At 65.9% G+C, this 16,889-nt stretch carries 17 protein-coding genes and 1 pseudogene; 11 read left to right on the forward strand and 7 right to left on the reverse strand.

Features of this window, described 5'->3' with window-relative positions; genetic code table 11:
• Nucleotides 1-3: 3 nt before the first annotated feature.
• Nucleotides 4-348 (reverse strand): peroxiredoxin family protein, encoded by a 345-nt coding sequence (locus tag ACOOGH_RS14275; RefSeq protein ID WP_420449554.1) that lies wholly within the window; start codon nt 346-348, stop codon nt 4-6.
• A gap of 9 nt (nt 349-357) precedes the next feature.
• A complete protein-coding gene (locus ACOOGH_RS14280) occupies nt 358-600 on the reverse strand; it encodes a hypothetical protein (protein ID WP_420449555.1) in 243 nt (80 codons plus the stop codon).
• A gap of 115 nt (nt 601-715) precedes the next feature.
• Between ACOOGH_RS14280 and ACOOGH_RS14285 the strand changes: the two genes are divergently transcribed.
• Genes ACOOGH_RS14285 through ACOOGH_RS14295 form a run of 3 tightly spaced genes read left to right on the forward strand, consistent with a single transcriptional unit; the run spans nt 716 to nt 4,005 of the window.
• Entirely contained in the window at nt 716-2,191 is a 1,476-nt protein-coding gene (locus ACOOGH_RS14285) for a serine hydrolase domain-containing protein (protein ID WP_420449556.1), read from the forward strand.
• A gap of 18 nt (nt 2,192-2,209) precedes the next feature.
• On the forward strand, nt 2,210-3,457 hold the full coding sequence (locus ACOOGH_RS14290) for a pyridoxal phosphate-dependent aminotransferase (protein WP_420449557.1): 1,248 nt from the start codon (nt 2,210-2,212) through the stop codon (nt 3,455-3,457).
• A 23-nt stretch (nt 3,458-3,480) separates the two neighbouring features.
• Nucleotides 3,481-4,005, forward strand: a complete 525-nt coding sequence (locus ACOOGH_RS14295) for a rhodanese-like domain-containing protein (RefSeq protein WP_420449558.1) — start codon at nt 3,481-3,483, stop codon at nt 4,003-4,005.
• Between the two features lie 36 nt (nt 4,006-4,041).
• On the opposite strand, the gene ACOOGH_RS14300 is transcribed toward ACOOGH_RS14295, so the two are convergent.
• Complete coding sequence (locus ACOOGH_RS14300; RefSeq protein WP_420449559.1) at nt 4,042-5,577, reverse strand: S10 family peptidase; 1,536 nt, start codon at nt 5,575-5,577, stop codon at nt 4,042-4,044.
• Between the two features lie 49 nt (nt 5,578-5,626).
• Entirely contained in the window at nt 5,627-6,355 is a 729-nt protein-coding gene (locus ACOOGH_RS14305) for an aldolase/citrate lyase family protein (protein WP_420449560.1), read from the reverse strand.
• Nucleotides 6,356-6,585: 230 nt separating this feature from the next.
• Between ACOOGH_RS14305 and ACOOGH_RS14310 the strand changes: the two genes are divergently transcribed.
• Nucleotides 6,586-7,179, forward strand: a complete 594-nt coding sequence (locus ACOOGH_RS14310) for a hypothetical protein (protein WP_420449561.1) — start codon at nt 6,586-6,588, stop codon at nt 7,177-7,179.
• 64 nt (nt 7,180-7,243) lie between these two features.
• Here the strand turns inward: ACOOGH_RS14310 and ACOOGH_RS14315 are convergent, their stop codons facing one another.
• Nucleotides 7,244-8,407 carry a tyrosine-type recombinase/integrase gene (locus tag ACOOGH_RS14315; RefSeq protein ID WP_420449562.1) on the reverse strand — a complete coding sequence of 388 codons (1,164 nt, stop codon included), beginning with the start codon at nt 8,405-8,407 and terminating at the stop codon, nt 7,244-7,246.
• Nucleotides 8,408-8,703: 296 nt separating this feature from the next.
• Here ACOOGH_RS14315 and ACOOGH_RS14320 point away from each other — a divergent pair, with 296 nt between their 5' ends.
• From ACOOGH_RS14320 to ACOOGH_RS14350, 7 genes and pseudogenes are all read left to right on the forward strand, one after another.
• Nucleotides 8,704-8,997: a plasmid mobilization protein gene (locus ACOOGH_RS14320; RefSeq protein WP_420449563.1), complete on the forward strand. Its 294-nt coding sequence runs from the start codon at nt 8,704-8,706 to the stop codon at nt 8,995-8,997.
• Nucleotides 8,994-9,473 (forward strand): relaxase/mobilization nuclease domain-containing protein, encoded by a 480-nt coding sequence (locus tag ACOOGH_RS14325; protein WP_420449564.1) that lies wholly within the window; start codon nt 8,994-8,996, stop codon nt 9,471-9,473. The genes ACOOGH_RS14320 and ACOOGH_RS14325 overlap by 4 nt, the downstream gene beginning before the upstream one ends.
• Nucleotides 9,474-9,740: 267 nt before the next feature.
• A complete protein-coding gene (locus ACOOGH_RS14330) occupies nt 9,741-10,856 on the forward strand; it encodes an AAA family ATPase (RefSeq protein ID WP_420450138.1) in 1,116 nt (371 codons plus the stop codon).
• A gap of 1 nt (nt 10,857) precedes the next feature.
• A complete protein-coding gene (locus ACOOGH_RS14335; protein WP_420449565.1) occupies nt 10,858-11,496 on the forward strand; it encodes a DUF3226 domain-containing protein in 639 nt (212 codons plus the stop codon).
• Nucleotides 11,497-11,737: 241 nt separating this feature from the next.
• Nucleotides 11,738-12,727: a trypsin-like peptidase domain-containing protein gene (locus ACOOGH_RS14340; RefSeq protein WP_420449566.1), complete on the forward strand. Its 990-nt coding sequence runs from the start codon at nt 11,738-11,740 to the stop codon at nt 12,725-12,727.
• Between the two features lie 392 nt (nt 12,728-13,119).
• Nucleotides 13,120-13,248: pseudogene (locus ACOOGH_RS14345) on the forward strand (transposase); the annotation flags it as partial.
• 122 nt (nt 13,249-13,370) lie between these two features.
• Nucleotides 13,371-13,550, forward strand: coding sequence for a transposase (locus ACOOGH_RS14350; RefSeq protein ID WP_420449567.1), 180 nt, complete (start codon nt 13,371-13,373; stop codon nt 13,548-13,550).
• A gap of 1,168 nt (nt 13,551-14,718) precedes the next feature.
• Here ACOOGH_RS14350 and ACOOGH_RS14355 read toward each other — a convergent pair.
• Nucleotides 14,719-15,342 (reverse strand): hypothetical protein, encoded by a 624-nt coding sequence (locus ACOOGH_RS14355; protein ID WP_420449568.1) that lies wholly within the window; start codon nt 15,340-15,342, stop codon nt 14,719-14,721.
• A 762-nt stretch (nt 15,343-16,104) separates the two neighbouring features.
• Nucleotides 16,105-16,629, reverse strand: a complete 525-nt coding sequence (locus tag ACOOGH_RS14360) for a hypothetical protein (protein ID WP_420449569.1) — start codon at nt 16,627-16,629, stop codon at nt 16,105-16,107.
• Nucleotides 16,630-16,889: the final 260 nt, after the last annotated feature.

Consider the following 16,889-nt stretch of genomic DNA (forward strand, 5'->3'; position numbering starts at 1 on the left):
CGCCTACGGGTCGGCGGGTTCCGGCGTCACCTCGTCGATGATGGCGGCGAGTTCGTCGTAAGCGGCGGGATCGACCTGATTGAAGCTCGGGATCACGCCGGCCACGCGGCCGTCCGGGCCGACGACGATCACCGCGCGGCTGTCCACCGCGTTGCTGTCTCTCAACCCTCCGCCGAAGGCGACGTAGGTCGTCCCGTCGTTATGCAGGTCGCTCGCGAACAGGAAGGGGAAGTCCTCGTCCTTCAGCCATGACGCGAGTTCGTCGACCGGGTCGTTCGAGATGCCGACGAGGACCACGTTGCGGCCCTCGTTGAAAACGCTTGCGTACTGATCACGGTACGCTCTCATCTGAACCGTTCAGCCACGCGTTCTGACTCTGAAGAAGAAGGCCAGAACGACCGTCTCCCCCCGGTAGTCGCTGAGCCGGATCGGGTTTTCCAGCGCGCCGTACCGAGTCGCGCCGGGGAGCGCGAAGTCGGGCGCCATCTCGCCCACGGCGAGGAGTTGGGCCTCCTGCGCGCTCACCGGATCCGCATCTCCGATAGCGAGCATGCCGGCGACGCCCAGCGCGAGGGCGGCGGCCAGGACGAATCTCCGCATGTCTCGGTCCTTTCATGCAGGTGGAAGACAGGTGGAAGAACCATGCCGAAGGGTGGCGCACCCCCCGCGTTCGCGCCAGAGTTGAGCGATGTCCCCGTTCCCCAGGAGGCGCCCCATGATCCGTTCGCCCCGACGCCGTCCGTGGCGTCCTGTCGTCGCCCTCGTCTGCACCATCCTGCTCGCGGTCCCCGCGTCGGGGTGCGCCCAGGGGAACGGCGATCCCGTGAACGATCCCCGCTTCGAGCAGGCGGTGGCGCTGTTCGAGGCGTGGCTCGACGCGAAGATGGCGTACGAGAAGATTCCCGGCGTGTCGGCGGCGCTCGTGCACGACCAGGATCTCGTGTGGGCGCAGGGCTACGGGTACGCGCACCGCGAGACCGGGGTCCCGGCCACTCCGTCGACCATGTATTCGGGGTGCTCGATCTCGAAGCTCTTCACCTCGATCGGGGTGATGCAGCAGCGGGACGAGGGCAAGCTCCATCTCGACGACCCCGTCTCCGACCACCTCCCGTGGTACAACCTCGAACAGGTGTACGCCGACGGTCCGAGCGTGAATGTGGAGGGGATCCTCACCCACTCCTCGGGACTGCCGCGCGAATCGGCGCACCCGTACTGGACGGGTCCCGACCATCCCTTCCCCACGGCGGACGAGATCATCGAAGGGCTCGCGGAGCAGGAGACGCTCTATCCCGGACGCCGCTACTTCCAGTACTCGAACCTGGGGATGGCGCTGGCGGGGCAGTTGATCGAGCAGGCTTCGGGGATGGGGTACGACGAATACATCCGGAGCCGGATCCTGGAGCCGCTGGGGATGTCGGACACGTACCCCGACATCCCGGTCGAGCACAGAGGCGGCCGCTACGCCACGGGGTACTCGCGGCTCGAACGGGACGGCACACGGGCCGAGGCCCCCTTCTTCCAGGCGCTGGGGATGGCCTCCGCGGCGGGGTTCGCCTCCACCGTCGAGGATTTGGCGCGCCTCGCCTCGTGGCAGTTCCGGCTGCTGGAGAACGGGGGGACGGAGATCCTCGACGTGAACTCGCTGAGGGAGATGCACCGCGTGCACTGGGTGGACCCCGACTTCGACACGATGTGGGGCCTGGGCTTCGCGGTCGCCCGGCGCGACGGGGAGCGCACGGTGGGCCACGGAGGGAGTTGCCCGGGCTTCCGCTCGACCTTCCAGCTGATTCCGGCGAAGAAGCAGGCGGGCGCGGTGATGATGAACGCCCTCGCCAATCCCACCGATGTGTGGACGAAGATGATGGCGACCCTCGGCGCGGCCCTCGAGGAAATTCAAGGCGACCCGGGGGGCGGGACCGCGCGCCCCGCTTCGCTCGCCGAATACGAGGGCCTGTATCAGTCCACGTGGGGTGAGACGGTCATCCTCCGCTGGGACGATGGTCTCGCGGCGCTCGGCGTTCCCTCGAACGATCCGCTCGAAGGGATGACGAAGCTGCGGCACGAGGGCGGAGATACCTTCCGGCGCGTGCGGGATGACGGCGAACCGGGAGAGGCGTACATCTTCCACCGGGAGGACGGTGCCATCGCCCGGTACAGCGTCCATGGAAACTTCTCGAACAAGGTCCGGTAGCGGACGATGACGACGGCGATGACCACTCTTTCCGGTTCTTCCAGCAGTCTCATTCCGGAGGCGGCGACACGAGAGGGGAACGACCCGATCTTCGCCCTGCACGGGGAGGCGGTGCGGCGGGCGGCGGCGGGCGAGTCGATCCTCAACTCGACGCTCGGCGCGTTGATGAACGACGACGGGAGCCTCGCGGTGATGCCGGCGGCCGCCGAGGCGCTGGAGCGCGTGCCGCACGCGCGTGCCGCCGGCTATGCGCCGATCTCGGGCGACCCTCCGTACCTGGCCGCGGTGATCGCGGACCTGTGCGGGGAGGGCGCCCTGGCCGAGCAGGCGGTCGCCGTCGCCACGCCGGGGAGCACCGGCGCGATCCACCACGCGATCCTCAACTTCCTCGAGCCAAGGCAGGCGGCGCTTACGCCCAGCTACTACTGGGGCCCGTACCATACGATCTCGACCCATTCGGGACGCGCGGTCGAGACGTTCAACATGTTCGACGCCGGGATCCGCCTCGACCTCGAGGCCTTCCGCAGGGGACTCGAGGGTCAGATCGCACGGCAGGGGCGCTCGCTCGTTCTCTTCAACTTCCCGTGCAACAACCCGACCGGGTATTCGCTCGACGAGGCGGAGTGGGAGGCCGTGGCGGAGATCGTCCGGGATGTGGGACAACGGGGGCCCATCGCATTCCTCCTCGACCACGCGTACGCGAAGTTCGGGGACGAGGCGTCCAACCGCTGGATCAACTACATCCCGCGTATGCTGGAGTCGGCGACGGTTCTCGTGGGCTGGACCGTGTCGAAGTCGTTCGCCCTCTACGGCGCGCGGGTGGGGGCGCTCGTGGCGCTCCACCGGGAGGCGGCGGAGCGGGAGCGGATCTCGAACGCGCTCGGGTTCTCGTGCCGGGCCACGTGGTCGAACTGCAACCACCTCGGGCTGCTCGGCGCCACCGAACTCCTCACCGATCCGGAGTTGCGCCGGCGTACCGAGCAGGAGCGCGCGGGGATGATTCGCCTGCTCAACGAGCGCGTCGCGGTCTTCAACGAACTTGCGGGGGGTGCAGGGCTGACCTACCCCCGCTACGAGGGCGGCTTCTTCGTATCCGTGTTCACACCGGACGGAGAGGTGACGGCCGCAACCATGCGCGAGGCCGGGGTGTATGTCATCCCGATGGAGGGCGCGGTGCGGATCGCGCTGTGCGCCACCCCGGCGCACTCGATTCCCCGGCTCGTCGATGCGCTGGCCGAGGGCATCGCGACCGCCCGCGCCGCCTGAACGGACCGTCCGGGAGAACGACGATGGAACGACACAAGACAGCTCTGATTCTCGCTCCGACGCTCGCGCTCTTCGCGGCCACCGGTTGCGCCGGCCAGGCCCGGCTGACCGACGCCGAGAAGCTCGCGCGCGTGGAAGAGATGGTGGAGGAGGTCGAACGGCGCTTTCCGGAGGTGGAAGCCGTCACCGTCGAAGAGGTGGGGCGGCTGCTCGAGTCCGGAGGCGTGGTGCTCGTCGACGCCCGGGCGGAGCGCGAGCGGGAGATCTCCTGGATCCCGGGCTCCATTACTTCCGAGGAGTACGAAGAGGATCCGGATCGGTACGCGGACCGGACCGTCGTCGCGTACTGCACGATCGGGCACCGGAGTTCGGAGTACGCGAAGCGGCAGAAGGAGGAGGGCCGACCCGTCCTCAACCTGCGCGGCAGCCTCCTGTCATGGGCCCACGCGGGCGCGCCGCTCGTAGGCCCCGATGGGCCGACGAACCGCCTTCACGTGTACGGAAAGACCTGGGACCTCGCCCCCGAACGCTACGAAACGATCTGGTGAGGACGGCGAAGGCCGCCGCCGGTCCGCGCGGTCCCGCTACGGGACCAGGTTGCCGCCTGCCGTCCGCGTGATGAACCCCGCCAGCGTCTCCCGCCACTGCGGGAGCAGGCTCTCCTCTACGTACATCATGTGTCCCGCCGCGAAGTCCGCGCGGGTGATGTTGTCGCGCAGGTCCGGCGGCAGGCCCAGTTGCTCCAGCGACCACACGATGGGGAAGTACGGCGTCGCGAAGTCGTAGATCCCGTTGATGAGCAGGACCTCGAGGCGCGGGTTGCGTTCGATCGCGTGCGCGAGGTCGGGTCCGACGTTGAGCGCCGAGCCCCCGAACGGTCCGCGCCGGCCCCCCTGCCGCTCCCAGTTCCACGGGCGCGCCATCCCGCTGGGCCAGTACTCGCGGTCGCCGTCGTAGCCGAGTTCGTCCCTCACGTAGGTGTTGAAGAGGGAGGTGTAGGCCGAACTGATGGCCGAGGATTGCGCGTCGTGGTCGGGGGTCAGGTCGAGCACGTCTCCCGTCGGCCCGGTGAAGCGCGTGTCGAGACGCGCCAGCGTGAGCCGCCGGTCCCGCAGCAACTCCTTCTCGAACTCCGGTGCGGAAACGCGCAGGTCGGCCTTGTCGAGGTACTCCATGCTCAGCCCCGTGTACTCGTGCATCTGCCGCAGCACCCGGGCGCGCTGCTCGGGATCCACGGCGGTGCCGGCGAGCAGCGTCTGCGCGTAGTCGGTCAGCGCCCACGCCTCGACCTCCTTCATGAACGTCTCGAGGTCGTCCGGGCGTCCTCCCGGCAGCATGTCGTGGTACTCGGCCGCGACCGCGAAGGACGGCACATTCGTGATGAAGCCGATGTGAGATCCATCCGGAAACTGGAGCGTGTTGAAGTCGATGACGGCGGAGACGAGCACGACCCCGTTGAGGTCGATGTTCGCGTTCTGCAGGTGACGGGCCAGCAGTACGGAGCGCGTCGTGCCGTAGCTCTCGCCGAGTATGTAGCGGGGCGAGTTCCAGCGCTGGTTCTCGCTCAGGAAACGGCGGATGAACTGCGTGAGGGAAGAGGCGTCCTCGTCCATCCCCCAGAAAAGGGTTCCGTCGGCGTCGCCGGCGGGGCGGCTGAATCCGGTCCCGATCGGGTCCACCATCACGACGTCTGCGATGTCGAGCACCGTGTACCCGTTGTCGACCAGCGGGTACGGGGGCGGCGCCTGCTGGCCCACGTTGGGCGTCATCACGCGGCGCGGCCCCATGATCCCCATGTGGAGCCAGAACGAGGCCGATCCGGGTCCCCCGTTGTAGGCGAAGATGATGGGTCGCGTGGAGGGGTCTCCGCCGTTCGTCCGGAAGTATCCCGTGTAGAAGAGTTCTCCCGTCGCGTACTCCTCGTCGTCGCGGAGGATGACGCTGCCGACGACCGCCTGGTATTCGACGGTCTCACCGTTCACGACGATGGAGTGGTTCGACTCCCAGCGCGAAGGTGCGACCTCGTCTCGGCCTCCGTCGCCAGAGCCTTCCTGCGCGAGCGCGACCGCGGGCATGAGGCCGAGTGTGACGATCGGTGTGATCAGGCTGAGGGACTTCATCTTTCCTCCTGCGCGAACTCCTGCGCGAACAAGCCGGCTGGTATCGTGACTAGCGGCCGGCGGCGGCCATTCCGAGAGCGACGGCTTCCGGCTGCGTGACGATGATTACGCGGAACCCCTGCTCGATCCGCATGGCGATGTCGTCCACACCCGCCGTGACCCCGCACGGCACGTCGAACTCGAGACAGGCGGCGAGCACGATCTGGATCGCCTCCTCCACCTTCTCCATGTCTCCGTCGTAGACGCGCCGGAGATCGCCAGGCCCCGGGGAGACGGCGCTCACGCCGGGGGTGGAGACGATCTCGCGCACGTTGTCGATCCCGAGCTGGTCCTCGATGAGGAGGAAGCTGATCAAGTGGCCGTCGGGATTGCCGGGCCAGGCGCCGTCACCGAGCGCATCGACGGCGAGAGCCGCTTCTTCGGCGGTCTCGACGTGGGGGTAGACGATGCCGGAGACGCCGGCCGCCAGTCCCTGCGCGGCGCGGTCGCGCGCTTCGTCGTGCCCGTCCCGAATCGGCGGGATGCGGAGCAGCATCGGATGCGGGTCCTCGCCGCGGTACATCGAAGCCCCGGCCATCCCGCCCGCATATCCCTGAAGGGCGGGGATGTCGAAGGGGCCGGACTCCAGCGAGTAGAACACGAAATCGAGCGGACGGTTGGCGGCCATGGCGGCGCCCGCCTCGGGCGTGTGGTCGCCGGAGAAGAGTCCGAAGATCGCGTCCCCGGCGGCGAGTTGATCCACGATCCGGGTGTCGGCGGCCTCCTCGGGTTCTGCCATCGCGTCGGTGTCCTCCTCTCCCGGGGCTCCGCCGCAACCATGGAGCAAGACGATGCCTCCGGCGACGCTCCCCAGCAGGAGGAGGGTACGGAGAGAAGGGTTCCTGCGCGTGTTTCCGGCGGCCATGGGATACCTCGGGGTTGGGGCAGGCCGGTGCGAACCCTGGCGACAGACTCTCGCGACCCGCGTCGGGCTTCGATTAGTCTACTTTCCGGAAAGGGGGTCCCGCCATGCGCACGCCGAGAGATTTCGCCCGCACACGCGCCCGCACGCGCAGGGAGTTCGTCGAGGAGGCCGCGCTGGGGGTCGCGGGACTCGGCCTGCTGCCCGCTACCGCCTGGTCCTGCGGGGGAACTCCCGACTCGGGGGAATCCGAGGCCGCGTCGGGCGACCCGCCCGCTTCCCCCGCCACGGGGACCGGACTCCTCCAGGATCCGCGCTACCTGGACCACGTCCTGATCCGGCCGGATGGGGGGCGTCCGCCGGAGATCCCGGATCGCCTCGTGCGCATTCGGGAGGAACTCGTGGCCCGCGGGCTGGACGAAGCCACGGTGCCGCTCGCGCCGGCCGCCGCGGCCATGCCGCACATCGAGGCGCACCACACGCCGGAACACGTGGCGTCGATCCGCGAAATCGAAGTGTCCGGCCCGGTTGCGGAACTCGCCGTGTCCGGCGCGCTGACGGCGATCGATGCGGTCGTCTCGGGGGAGGTACGAAACGCGTTCTGCGCGATCAGGCCACCGGGTCACCACGCGAACAACACCGGCGCCGAGGAAGGTTTCTGCTACTACAGCGGAAGCCATCGGATTCACATTCTATTGTGATCGTTGATCTTACGGGACTCGAACACCGTGTTCCCGCTTTTCGACTCCCGCCAATCGACTTGGGTCAGGCGCGAACTCTCGGACGGCTTTCCAAGGCCTTCCTGAGTTGTCCAGCGTCGGCCTGCTGGTAACAGCGCAGCACCGTCTGGGCCTCCTTCCAACCACCGAGCTCGCAGAGCACCTTCAGCGGAAGGGCCATAAGGTCGGAAGCGAACTTCCGCCTCAGCGAGTGCCAGCCCCTTCCGCGCTTGGGTTCGAGTCGTGCGAGTTGTTGGGCTCTGTTCCACCAATTCCGGACCAGCGATCGGCCCGCGCACTTCGAGGTGTCCCCGGGGGCGGGCAACACCGGAGCGTTCCCGGTTTCTGGATCCCCACGTTGCGCCGCCTCCTCCAACACCGCGACCGCCTCGTCGGTCATCGGTGTGACATGCTCGTAGCCCGTCTTCTCGTGCTCCGCACGCCACACGAAGGTCCTGTCCTCGAAGTCGATGTCCACCCACCGAAGCTGGCGGATCGCACCGATTCGGTGTCCGGTCTCGTGAGCGAGCACGAGGGCGACGCGGAACCGCCAATCGACCTGCCGGGATACCCCAAGCAACGCCGCGTACTCCTCGTCGGAGAGGATGACCCGGGTGGGGTTCTTCTCCTTGGGCGTCTTCAGGCCCCTCAGCGGGTTCGAGTCAAGAAGAAGCCTCCCCTTCTCGTCCCTGGACTTCGCCGCCCAGTTGAGGACCGCGATCAGGAACCGCAGATCGTACTCGACGGCCCGGTCGGACACGGGTTTGCCGCTAGGTCCGACGCGACCCAACCTCCGTGCCCGGATGAAGCAGTCCCAGTCCCTCTGTGACAGCGTGGCCGGGTCGCGGTCCCTCCCGAAGAACCCGAGGAACATCCTTATCGCAGTCCGGTCATATCGCCGCGATTTGTCCGCTTTGGTGGGCGTCACCTCCTCACCGTAGATTTCAAAGAGCGTCTCCAGCGTGAGCGGCTCGGGCTCGGCTTCTGCCTCGCCGTTCAGGTCCGGGCTTGCGAACCCGGCGGCGAACTCGTCGGCCTGCCGTTTCGCTCTCGCCCAATCGCGGTGTCCGAGCGACCGGGTGAGCCTACGCCCGTTCTCGCGCCATTCCACCTGGAACAGGCCGGTTTTCGGGTCTGGGAACACCCGGACCCTGTTCCGGCCCCACTCGCCGGCGCCGTAGCTCCGGCGGCTTCGTTTCGTGCGTGCCATCGTTCGATACCTCCCGAATGATGGACTGCACGATCTGCACGTTAGAAACCTCGCGACGCTCGGGCGCGTCGTCCAGAGTTGGCGCCCCGGTGCGCTTTCGCGCGGGTGCGCCACGGGGGCGTTGGTTTCTGCGGTTTGCGGAGGAGCCAGATGTGTTTTCGCTTTACGAAAACCTCTGGCCGGAGGGGCGCCCCCCGGACCCCCGAACGACATTCCGTGCGCCACCGAAGGAGGCCGCCCGACATGGCTCGTCCCCGGAAGCCCGACGCCGAGCGCAGGACCCCCGCACGATCGGCGTGCGCGTCACAACCGCGGAGGCCGCCGAGATCGCTGAGCGGGCCGGGGCGGCCCGCATGACGAAGGGCGGCTACATGCGCCGCAGAGCGCTGGGGCAGCCGGTTCGCGAGGCGGCCGTTCACCGTCTCGGCGCCTGGGAGCGGGTCGAACTCCACCGGATCGGCGTCAATCTAAACCAGATCGCCCGCGCCCTGAACTCCGGGGCGTCGGCGCCGGACGGGACGCCAGAGGCGGTCGAGCGGGTGGGCGAGCTTGCGGCTGGTCTTCTGAGCGGCGAGGCGCTGGACAGATGATCCCGAAGATCAACAGTCTGGGGCGCTCGTTCGCCGGTGCCGCGGCGTACTGCCTGCACGATTCCCCGACGCCGGACGACCGGAGTCCGGAGACTTCGGAGCGGGTCGCGTGGGCCGACACCCGCAACCTCGCGACGTTTCGGCCGGAGCGGGCCGCGCGGCTGATGGCGGCGACCGCGAAGGCGGCCCCCGACCTCAAGCGGCTGGCGGGGGCTGCGCGAGGGGGGCGGAAGCTGGCGAAGCCGGTGCTGCACTACTCGCTCAGTTGGGCGAGGGACGAGACGCCCGACCGGCAAGAGATGAGCCAGGCGGTGGACGGGAGCCTGGAGGCGCTGGGGCTGGAGGGCCACGAGGCGCTGATCGTCGCGCACGATGACACCCGGCACCCCCATGTCCATGTGGTCGCCAACAGGGTCGATCCGGAGACCGGGAAGGCGGCGAAGCTGGGCAACAGCAAGCTCCGGCTGTCGCGCTGAGCCGAGGGCTAGGCGTGAACAGGGCCGGATCCGGGGGAGAGCCGCCGGAGCGTGGGAGCGGTGCGCGGCATGCAACCGAACCCTCTCCGGTAACCCTCGGTGGCTTGAGGAGTGCGTGCCTGGCCGTGTGGCATTGCGCTTGCGGCGCCCCCTGTTCGGCTCGATACTGTTGCGCATACTGCCCCGTCCTCGTTGAAGCCAAGTGCCATGGTGACGATGAGAGGTGCGTGCGATATCTGCGGGGCATGAGACTTCTTGGGGACTCTGTTGTATTCGTCGATACGGATTCAAGGCTACCGCGGACTCGACACCTTCCGGCTGGAGGGGCTCGGCCGCCTCAACCTGCTCGTGGGACCGAACAACAGCGGCAAGACGTCGATTCTGGAATGCATCGAACTGCTCCGGTCGGCAGGGGAATCGCACGTGCTGTGGTCCATCGCGGGGCGTCGGGGGGAGTGGGGCCTGGCGAATGAAGAACACGATCGCGTGCCGCCCGGACCTCGTCGAGAAATCCTTGATGTCTCCCACCTCTTCGCGAACCGCGAGCTGAATGGCACGATAGAGATCGAAGCAGACCTCGGCACCGACGATCACCCTGCCGGTTGGAACGACAAGGTGACGATGTGGGTCGAAGCCACGTCCAGCTCTCCGAACGATGAATCGGAGGCTGAAGACAGCGGTGAGAATTTCGTCCTGCGGGTCGAGTGGTCGGAGGGTGCTGACGTTAAGGCTTTCGTCACGGAGAACAGATTCACGGAGGACGGATTCTTGTTCGGCCCGCCACGGCCAGCTCGCACGCGGAACGGTTCCAGCCGAGGAGTGCAGTTCGTCAGGACTAGCCGCATGACTCCAAGGGACGTCGTGCGAGCGTTCAGCAAGTTCGTCCTGACGCCTAGGCACGAGATCATCAGGCAGGCCCTTCGGATCGTCGAGCCAAAGGTCGAAGACCTCGCTCCCATCGCGGATTACCGCACGCGTTTCAGTCGCGAAGCTCCCGGGGGGGTAGTGCTCAGACTCAGTGGGGTTGAAGATCGTGTGCCGATTGGGAGCATGGGCGACGGCATGTGGCACATGCTTGGGCTCGCGTTGTCCATTGCGGACGCGGATGGCGGAGTGCTGCTCATCGACGAGATCGACACGGGCCTTCATTACTCGGTAATGGAAGCGATGTGGCGCATGCTCAGCAAAGCCGCTTCCGCTAGGTCCATCCAAGTATTCGCGACGACGCACAGCCGCGACTGCTACGAGAGTCTCGCAGCGGTCGCGCAAGGTGATGGTGTCGACGTTACTATTCAGAGGATAGATTCGAGCCGCGGCGAAGCGGTCACGTTCAGCCGCGAGGCCATCGTCGCTGCCGCCGAGCGAAACATCGAGGTGAGGTGAGTTGCGTCACGCCAACAAGCTGCTGGTGGAGGGCGAGACGGACAAGCGTGTGATCCCCTATCTCATAGAACACAACGGTGTCCCTTGGCCGGAGAAGGAACCCCCCGTGTTCATCAAACCCTTCAGTGGCGTTGACGAAATCATGAGGCCGGGGGTTGTCGAGGCCGAATTGAAGGAGTCAAGACTGGAGGCCTTGGGGATAGTGGTCGATGCTGACGGGGATGCGTCTGCACGGTGGAATGAACTCAAGAGATCCTTGGGCAGCGAATTTGTTGGTTTGCCGGATCAGATACCCACCGAGGGCCTTACGGTGGTCCACTGCCAGAGGCCGCGCCTCGGTGTTTGGATCATGCCTGACAATCGCTGCAAGGGGATGCTGGAAGACCTGCTAGTCCAACTGATTCCGAATGACTCCACCGCTTTGTACGGACTGGCACGGAATTGCGTTGGCGAGGCACGACGCAACAGCGCCCCATTCCGTAATGTACACGAGAGAAAGGCAGAAGTTTACACATGGCTGGCCTGGCAGGATCCGCCGGGACTTCGATTACATGAGGCCGTGAACCACATGGTTCTCGACCCGAGGCGACCCGAATCCTTGGGTTTTGTCACATGGTTCAGGAATCTCTATCGCCTCTAGAACCGCGCGTCCCCGAGACCATCGCAGGGCGCGAGACACGACACCACCGAGGGTTGGCGCTTGGCCAACACGAAGAGCGGATTGTCGAACGGTTCGAACGCGAACTGGATCGTCACCATTGAACATGCGCGCGCGCTGGTGCCCGGGGGGACTGGGACTTGACCGCAAGAGCCTGCGTCAGGTAGCGTCAAGGTCGCCGTGCGTTTCCTACCCTCTGGGACTCATCGACGCGGAGCGGCTCATGCGAATATTCGCTTTCGTCGGCGTGTTTGCGTCAGTCGTCTCGCTGATCGGCTGTGCAACGGGCCTCACTCGCGCGGGTTCGATGATACGCGAATCCACGGATCTCTCCGTCCGCAACCGCTGCGAGTTCATCGGCACGATCGATGAGTCCGAGAGGATGGGAGCGGGCCAAGGCGATAACCGCCGTGGGGCGTTGAACCGAGTTAGAAACCGGGTGGCGGAGCTCGGTGGCGACACTTTCCTCATCGTCAGCTTGGACACCGATAACTCGGGTGCATATGTGCAGGCGGAGGTTTACGGTTGCGGTACAGTTGGCAGCTCGGCAAGCCACGCGCCCGCTACTCCTGCACCCTCCGGCCGAGAAGGCTCCATGACCACGGGATCGGGATTCTACGTAAGTCGCTCTGGACACGTACTCACGAATGCGCATGTGGTGGAGCAGTGCCGAGAGGTGCGCATCCCGCCGACTGGTACTGCCGAGATCGTGGCTCGCGACGACGCGAGCGATCTTGCCCTCCTAAAGAACGACATCGCGAACCAGCCGATCCCTGCCATTTTCCGGGGAGGCAGGGGAGTACAACCGGGGGCGGGCGTGGTAGTGATCGGGTTCCCCCTTCAGGGAATCATCTCTTCCGGGCCCAGCGTAACCACTGGGATCATCAGCAGCCTTGCGGGACCTTCTAACGACCGTCGATTGTTTCAGATGACGGCACCGATCCATCCTGGTAGTAGCGGTGGACCTGTATTAGACGACGCCGGCAATGTAGTTGGGGTTGCAACGGCGAAACTCGATCCCTTTGTCGTGGCTCGCGAGACGGGCGACATCCCGCAGAACATCAGCTTCGCGGTCAGCGCTGGAATTGCGCGCGCATTCCTCGACGCCGAGGGGGTGCGGTACGAGATCCTTCCGTCCGACCCCGCCCTCCCGACTGAGAACATCGCAACCAGAGCACGGCAGTTTACGCTGAGGATCGAATGCCGGGAGTGACAGAGCACGAGCACCTTGCCGAGGAATCCCGCTACCGACGCCGAGGTGACCTTAGCGATAAGCATAAGGGGGGTAGGTCGTTCGGGTCCCACGCATAAGGCCTGTGATAAGGGCGATGCCTCCCATCGTCGGTGAGCGTCGGATGGGTGAGGATTTTTCTTAGGTGAGGCCGAGCCGGCCCACGAGGGACGTTTCACAACGGGTAGGGATTTCCGCTAAACAGTCTGGTCTTGCCCGCTCTAGCGGGGCGATGACTTCGATGACGTCGCGCGGCAGCTCAATAGCCGCCTCGAAACCGTGCGAAATCTTCGCCGGGGACCGTTGCGTTGATCAGTTGAGACTGCCGGCCGCAGCAGCGAGTGAAGACGGACACGTCGGAGTTCGAGATCGAGGTGCCTCGGGACCGTGATTCGACGTTCGACCCGCAGTTCGTCAGGAAGGGCCAGCGTCGGTTGGGCGGGTTCGACGAGAACGTGACCGCGCTGTACGCGTGGGGCATGACGACGCGGGGGAGTCAGGGTCACCCGAAGGAGCTGTACAAGGTGGAGATCTCACCGTCGCTGATCTCGTCCGTCATCGACCCGCGGTTCTGGAGGACGTCAAGGCGTGGCAGGGTCGGCCGTTGGATACGGCGTACCCGATCGTGTATCTGGACGCGATCCACGCGAAGGTGCGGTCCCGGGGCCACGTCAGGACGCACGCAGTCTACCTTGCCTTGGCCCTCACGCCCGAAGGCAACAAGGAGCTGTTGGGGCTGTGGGTAGGCGAGAGGAGGCGAAGTTCTGGCTCTCGGTCCTCACCGAACTCAAGAACAGCTAGCTAGGAGGTTGTAGGATGAAATGGCTTCAAGTGATTGAATCAATTGCTACGATGGGTATTTTCTTGTACGCCGTCCTAATCGGAGTTCGCGACAGGCCCGCAACGGTGAACGTGGTCAAAGATAAGGACGGAAAGCACAAACTCATCATCTTGACAAAAAAAGGGAAGATTTTCAGTCAACACGGTGGGCCACATCTACCGGCCGATTTGGACGCAGACGAATACAGGGACAATTATATTATCGGACAGTGGGATTTGATGCATTCACTTCACACGTAAGAAGGGGTTTTGGGCTCGTGTGTTCGGTGAGTTTGTCGGAGGATAGAACTGTTTCCGTTCATTGGCTTGGTCGGCCACTTCAGTTCCGATGACGCGGACCCACCAGGTCAGGAATGACAACAGAGGACCTAGCACCACCATGCCCGCCATGACGATGGCGGGGAAGACCCAAAGTGGATCCCCCGGCGAGCAACCCAGCGATTTCCGCCACACCCGCCAGCCGAACTTCGGTTGACCGTCGACCATTCTACACAATTGAGGGGGTCCCCGTTCGTTTTGTCAACGGCGGGCGAAAAAGTGACACATGCGGCGGGTGAACAAGTGACACCCGGCCGGAGGGGACGAGCCTCAGGGTGACGTCTCGGCCTCCGTGGTCTAAGGATTGTTGCGGAGGGTGTTGAAGACATCGGCGTGCTTCAGGTGAGCGTGCCCGGGCAGGTATGGAGATCCGCCGTTCACACCGTCCCCTTGCCGTTGCGGTAAGGCATCGCCCGCCGAGGGATGAATGCGGGCGCACCTCGTTGTAGAAGTCGACCCACGAGCCGATGATCCGTCCGGCGTTCATCCCCCCGCGGTGTGTTACGCGGCCGTCAATGCCGCCGGCGCGCTTGCGGCTGCGTCACGGCTGGCGGAGCGCCGATACCGATCTGCGCGCCTTGGACGTGGCTGGGGAGAGACCCCCCATTTCGGCATGCCTCCAATCGGCACCGGTGGGGCTGGGGCCGGACAGCCCTTCCCCACCGCCGCTACGGGGTCTCTCCCAGCCAGCAGTCCCCTTGCGCGGGAAGCGTTGGGCAGCCGTCGTCCGCGCCCGCCTCAGATGTCTCGAAGCCACCAAGGCGTTTGGCCGGCCGGTCAGGGGCGCGTGGTGCTCTCGACCCGTCTCGTTGTGCTCAGCCGCGCGCCGCCTCCATGATCTGGGCCACATAGTCATCCAACTGGGCCATTACCTCGATCACTTCCGCCTTGCTTTCCGCGTTCGCGAGCTCCTTGGCCAGATCGAGCAACAGGCGGCGAACCGCAGACGGGTCGCCCGCCTCCATCGGCGGCGCATCCGCAGTGTTGGGCTCCTCAGCCGTTGGGACCTCCGGCGCCGGCGGCGTCTCGGGCCTGGGCGCGGCGGCCCTTGCCAGCCGCGCCTTCACTTGGAGGGGATACTTCGCGTGGAACTGCCGGGCTGAGAGTTCCGCTACGGAGGGGTCTATCTCGCGGGCACCGGCGAACGGGTCCGCGTTCGAGACATCGGGGTCCACTTCGAGCGTCCGCTCCACGAACTCCTTGACGGCGGCACCAGCGCCGGATGCCGCGGGCGCGGGGTCGGGCTCCGGGTTCGCCTTCGGTTGCCGTGCGGGCCGCTCTTGCGGCGCGATCCGCCGGGTCGCCGGCAGCCGATACTTGGCATGAAACTGTTGCAGCGTGAGTTCCTCTACCGACTTTTCGATCTCGCGGGCACCGGCGAACAAGGCGGCGTTTTTCACGCCCGAGTCCGCCTTCAGTTCGCGCTCCACGTACTGCATGACGGCATCATGCAAGCTGCCCATGTCCGTTACCCCTTCCTGTGGCAAGTCCGCGCCCGACGGAGGCGGACGAGCCGGGAGTCGCTCAATTGTGCTCGGTTTGGGAATACTCGACGCGTGGCCGGGCGGGGTCAATGTTCGCTGGCGTTTGCGAGGTGCTCCGCCCGTCACCTGAATAGCGCTGGTGATCGACTACGTACACCTGCCCGCCATCCGGGGGTTGCCGACTTCAGCCACGAAGAGCGCCGCACGCGCCAGAGGCACGGTGGCGCTCATGCCAGCCTTCCTGCAAGGATTATTTCGAGGGGAGCGACCCCGGGAAGGGGCGGGGACGAGCGTGTGAAAACGCGCACGGCCCCGCGCCCGAACCGGGCACCTGTGCCCTTGGGGTCGCTCCCCTCCACGCCCCAAGCGGCTCCTGCGCCACGGCCGACCGCGCGGCGAAGCCGCAAGACGTTGCCGCGCCACCGGATATGCAGGCCGGTCGGTGCGCATCACGGGAGCGCCAAAATGTGCATTGACCCCCATTGTCTCTTGCACACCTCCGGTACGGCCCCGGACATCAGGTCTCCCAGTAGAATCGAGCCCACGCCAGCCGATCCGTCATCCATGTATCGACGCGTTCCGTCAGCCCCCCCGTACCGCACGCCTGCGCGCGTCCTTCTCAAGGGCGATGGCGCGCTTCAAGGCGGCCTGCAAGCCGCCGTATTCGTCGAGGTTCGTCATGCGGATGACGCGGGAGGTGCCGGCACAGTCACATTCTTACCGCGACACTTCAATCAGGACGCGGCAATGGTCGCTGGCGCCCCACCCGGCTGGATCGTTCAACGCCCGGACCGCGATCGCATTGGAGAAGCCACGCGACGCGAACACATGATCCAGCTGGTTGGTCGGGTTCTCGGGCAATGTCCGTATAGTATGATAGGTCGGGCCGTCGTGCGGCCCCAGGTAGTCGAAGCCCAACGCCTCCATGCGCGTCCAGACGGTCCGTTCCCGCGCATCCCATAGCGGGTCTTGTCCGTCCTTCAACCAGAAGCTGGGGTCCATGTTCAGATCTCCCCGCCACGATGATCCGATGCGTCGACGGATCCGTGCCGCCGATGAAGGCCGACACAGGTCCGAGATCGCGCGGTGCGCCGATCCGTCGGGGAAGCCGACGCGCCAATTGCTCCGCGTCGTGGGATGGGGCCGCATCCAGCGGGCGTACGTGGACACGGCGATGAACGGATCCCCGCCTTCGGGTATGACGCGGGCGACCGCGTTGATGCCGATGCCACTGACCGGCATCTGGTCGGACTCCGCCACGCTAATGGGATCGATCTGCGTGAAGTGCTCGACGCGCACGCGGTCGGAGAGGCGAACGACCTGGCACCAGCGGTCAAACTGGTGCTTGAGCCAAGGTTCCCCTACGATCTCAACGTCCGACGCGACGTCGGGCGGCGGGTTCCGGGCCTCTTGAAGCAGCGCAACATCCGCACCCCTCTCCCGAAGTTGTCGCCACGGCTCGTGTCGGCCGGCGATGTTCTAACTCACGACTCGCATCATCA

It is taken from the genome of Candidatus Palauibacter sp. (assembly GCF_965213655.1).
Taxonomy (GTDB): Bacteria; Gemmatimonadota; Gemmatimonadetes; order Palauibacterales; family Palauibacteraceae; genus Palauibacter.